Source organism: Polaromonas sp. P3_C2 (assembly GCF_056402675.1).
Genome location: NZ_JBFUGX010000394.1, coordinates 1 through 3,977, shown reverse-complemented (window position 1 = coordinate 3,977; position 3,977 = coordinate 1). Strand labels below are relative to the sequence as shown.

At 63.2% G+C, this 3,977-nt stretch carries 5 protein-coding genes; 3 read left to right on the top strand and 2 right to left on the bottom strand.

The annotated features are described in order from the left end of the window. Positions 1-188 precede the first annotated feature (188 nt). Complete coding sequence (locus AC1DWI_RS15760) at positions 189-452, top strand: YkgJ family cysteine cluster protein (protein ID WP_477670394.1); 264 nt, start codon at positions 189-191, stop codon at positions 450-452. A 7-nt stretch (positions 453-459) separates the two neighbouring features. On the opposite strand, the gene AC1DWI_RS15755 is transcribed toward AC1DWI_RS15760, so the two are convergent. Continuing rightward, the gene (locus AC1DWI_RS15755) at positions 460-1,125 is read right to left on the bottom strand and encodes a Crp/Fnr family transcriptional regulator (RefSeq protein ID WP_477670743.1); all 666 of its coding nucleotides are present in this window, start codon (positions 1,123-1,125) and stop codon (positions 460-462) included. Between the two features lie 174 nt (positions 1,126-1,299). On the opposite strand from AC1DWI_RS15755, the gene AC1DWI_RS15750 reads away from it, so the two are divergent. Both AC1DWI_RS15750 and AC1DWI_RS15745 read left to right on the top strand, forming a co-directional pair. Continuing rightward, complete coding sequence (locus tag AC1DWI_RS15750) at positions 1,300-2,070, top strand: class II aldolase/adducin family protein (protein ID WP_477670395.1); 771 nt, start codon at positions 1,300-1,302, stop codon at positions 2,068-2,070. Continuing rightward, entirely contained in the window at positions 2,067-2,951 is an 885-nt protein-coding gene (locus tag AC1DWI_RS15745) for a bile acid:sodium symporter family protein (RefSeq protein WP_477670396.1), read from the top strand. The genes AC1DWI_RS15750 and AC1DWI_RS15745 overlap by 4 nt, the downstream gene beginning before the upstream one ends. On the opposite strand, the gene AC1DWI_RS15740 is transcribed toward AC1DWI_RS15745, so the two are convergent. Then, positions 2,948-3,793 (bottom strand): transglutaminase-like domain-containing protein, encoded by an 846-nt coding sequence (locus AC1DWI_RS15740; protein WP_477670397.1) that lies wholly within the window; start codon positions 3,791-3,793, stop codon positions 2,948-2,950. The two genes, AC1DWI_RS15745 and AC1DWI_RS15740, sit on opposite strands and share 4 nt — an antisense overlap. Positions 3,794-3,977 lie beyond the last annotated feature (184 nt).

Genomic DNA, 3,977 nt, shown 5'->3' with positions numbered 1-3,977 from the left:
GCGCAGTACGGTGCCTTCATCAAGACCGAGCAGGCGCGCTGGAAAGAAGTGGCGGCACGGGCAAAGATCAAACCCGACTGATTTTGCGCCACAAACGGTCCCACAGGCCTTTTTTAAGCACCAAATACGGCTCCAGCCCAAKAGGAATCTGCGCGAGCAGCTATATTTTTCATAGCAGACCACCAACCATGAACTGCCGTCCCGGCTGCGGCGCCTGCTGCATCGCGCCCTCCATCAGCTCCGCCATACCCGGCATGCCCCACGGCAAGCCGGCGGGCGTGCGCTGCGTGCAGCTCGACACCGCCAACCGCTGCCTCATTTTTGGCCAGCCCGAACGGCCTGCGGTGTGCGGGCAGCTCATGGCGTCTGCCGAGATGTGTGGCGCCGACGCGGGAAGCGCGATGGTCTGGCTGGCCCGGCTGGAAAACGACACGCGGCCCGGCCGGCATTGAACCCGCCCTAGCGCGATACGTTGCCCAACGCCTCCAGCCGCGCAGGCGAAACAATTTCAATGCAGCGGTAACCGAGCGCGATGGCGCCACGCTGCACCATCACCTTGAGTTCGACCGACAGCGTTTGCCGGCTGATGCCCAGCATCATGGCCAGCGCCTCCTGCGAAACCCGCACCACCGGCCGCGCCTTCAATGCCATCGTGGCATCGCCGCGCGCCAGCAGCAGCAGGCGGCGCGCCACGCGGGCGCGGGTCGAACGCAAGGCGGCGTCTTCCACCATGCCGTAGAGCGAACGCACGCGCGCCGCCAGCAAGCCGGCAATGGCCCGCGCAAACGGCGCGCCCTGCATCAGCAAGGTAAAAGCCGCCTGCGGCACCACCAGTACCTCCACCGCAGACAAGGCCGTGGCATCGTGCGTGCGCGGCTCGCCATCCATCAGCGAGATCTCGCCGATCCAGTTGCCCGCTTCCAGCACCACCAGAATCGCCTCGCGCCCGTCCTCACGCAGCGAGGAGATTTTCAACAGGCCGCCGAGCAAGCCATAAAAACCGCCGGGCGCATCGCCCTGGCGAAACAGCATTTCACCGGGCCGCAGGCGCAGCACCTCGGCAGAGGCGAGCAGCGCCTGGCGGTCCATCGCCGGCAGCGCGCCAAACCACGGGTTGGCCGACATGCGGGCAAGCAAGGATGGCGGTGAGAGCGGTGAAAGGGGCGAAGGTGTCTTCGGAACGACAGGCATGCGACCAATTGTCAAATTTTTGACAGTTCCCCGTCAAGCACCCACGTATCGTGAGCAGTTCGTGCCGAGAGAGCACCTTTATTCATACACACCACGGAGACCATCCCCATGCATATCCCCTCCCTCAAGGAAGTCGTCAGCGCTGAAGAATGGCAACTGCGCTGCGACCTCGCCGCCTGCTACCGCCTCGTCGCCCTCTACGGCTGGAGCGACCTGGTCTTTACCCACATCAGCGCCAAGCTGCCCGAATCCATTTCCGGCGCGGGCAACCACCATTTCCTGATCAACCCCTACGGCCTGATGTTCGACGAGATCACGGCCTCCAGCCTGGTCAAGGTCGACGGCCAGTGCAACAAGGTCATTGATACGCCCTTCCCGGTGAACCCGGCAGGCTTTGTGATTCACAGCGCTGTGCATGAAGCGCGCGCCGATGCCGGCTGCGTGCTGCACACCCACACGCGCGCCGGGGTGGCCGTGAGCGCGCAAAAGTGCGGCGTGCTGCCCATCAGCCAGCAGTCCACTTTCGTGCTGGCGTCCCTCGCCTATCACGCGTATGAAGGCGTGGCCTTCCGCGACGATGAAAAACCACGCCTGCAGGCCGACCTGGGCAAGGCCAATTTCCTGATGCTGCGCAACCACGGCCTGCTGGTCGTCGGCAAAACGATTGCCGACGCTTTCCTCAGCATGTACACCTTCGAGAACACCTGTCGCATCCAGCTCGACGCGCAGGCCGGGGGCGAACTCACCGAGGTCAACCCGTTGATCGTCAAAGGTGTGGCCGAGGCCATGCGCGTGCAGACCGGCGGCCTGGGTGGTGCTTTTGTCTGGCCGTCACTGATACGCAAGCTCGACAAACTCGACGAAAGCTACAAGTCATGAACGGCTCACCTGTCGTCGCGCAGCTGCTGATCGCGGCGCTCGCGCTGGTCATGCTCGGCCTGGGCATGACCCTGAAGGTCGAGGACTTCACCCGCCTGCTCAAATACCCCAAGGCCGTGGCGGTGGCGCTGGTGCTGCAGGTCATCGTGCTACCAGTCGCCTGCTACGCGATCATCGTGCTGCTGAATGTGCCGCCGCTCTTTGCGGTGGGGCTGATGCTGCTGGCTGCCTCACCCGGTGGCATCTCGGCCAACCTGTTCAGCCACCTCTTCGGCGGCAACGTGGCGATGAACATCTCGCTGACCGCCATTAACACGCTGCTGTCCATCGTCACCATGCCGGTGATCGCCAACTGGGCGATCGACACCTTCGCCAAAACAGGCCAGGTCGTGCCGCTGCAGTTCGGCAAGGTGGTGGAAGTGATCATCATCGTGCTGGTGCCGGTGGCCATCGGCATGTGGCTGCGCATGCGCAAACCCGCCTGGGCCGCACGCAGCGAAAACCCGACCAAGATTTTCAGCATCATCGTGCTGGCCGTGGTGGCCATAGGCGCAGTCGTCAAGGAGTGGCAGTCACTCACCACCACCTTCGCCGCGATCGGCCCGGCGGTATTGGCTTTCAACCTGGTGAGCCTGCTGGCCGGTTACTACGTCTCGCGGGCCACGGGCCTGGACAAACCCATCTCGACCGCCATCAGCTACGAGATCGGCATTCACAACGCAACGCTGGCCATCTTCATTGCGCTGGCCGTGCTGAACAACTTCCAGCTGGCCCTGCCGGCGGCGATTTACTCCTTCAGCATGTACATCACGGCCACGCTGTTCGGGCTGCTTGTGCTGAAGCGCCGCAACGCRGCAGTCATGGCGGCACCTGCGGGCTAAACCGTGACCACGGTCAGCGCGGGCGAATGCACCCCCGTTGAAACGCCAGGCAGGATGTCTCCCTCGGTGATCGAGAGTTCCTTGCGCAGCATCTGCACACCGCCAAAAATGGTGGCAAAGGCCACGTCCTTGGCGTCGCGGCCCGTGCCCACACGCACCAGGCGGTCGATAGGCGCCATGCGTGTCGGGTCAAAAATCACCCATCGCCCCTCCAGCCAGGCTTCAAACACGGCATGGAAATCTTCCGGCGGCTCGTCAAAGTGCACATACCCCACCACCAGCCGTGCGGGAATATTCAAGGCCCGGCACAGCGTGATGCCCAGGTGCGCAAAGTCACGGCAGACACCCGCGCGCTGCACAAACACCTCCTGCGCGGTCGTGGTGGAATTGCTAAAGCCCGGCAAGTAGCCAATCGAGTCGTGAATCCAGGCCTCGATGGCACGCACCCTGCCAATGCCCGGCGGCAAGTGGCCAAACAGCTGCTGCGCGGCACGGCTCATGACGTCGGATTCGCAATAGCGGCTGGGCATCAGGTAGCGCAGCACTTCGTCCGGCACCGCCGTCACAGGGGTTTCGTCCAGGTGCAGAGGCACCGGGGCCGGGTGCAGCTCCACGCGCGCATGGTAGTTCACCGAAAGCACGCCCTTGGGAGCATCCAGGCGGATAAAGCGGTTGCCGCTGCGCTCATCCGAAAAGTTCCGCACCTTCATGCTGGGCGTGATGGTCAGCCGCTCTTCCACAACATGGTGGCCTTCGTGAAAAGCCGCCTCGATGTGAAACAGGAAATGGGCGGGGTGAATGACCTCGTATTCCAGCAACAGATCAATAAGGGTGGTGTGCATAAGCCTGAACCGGTGAAAAGAAACCTTGTGGATGCGTGACGTGCAGTAGCGGCAGGGTTTGCAGGGGATGTGTGTCAGGCGGCCGCGCCGTTAGAGACGTGTGCGGTGGCTGACTTCCCGGTTCTCGGCCGGTGCAAACCAGTTTTTGCAGGTCACAAACACAATGCGGGCCGCGCGCTCCAGC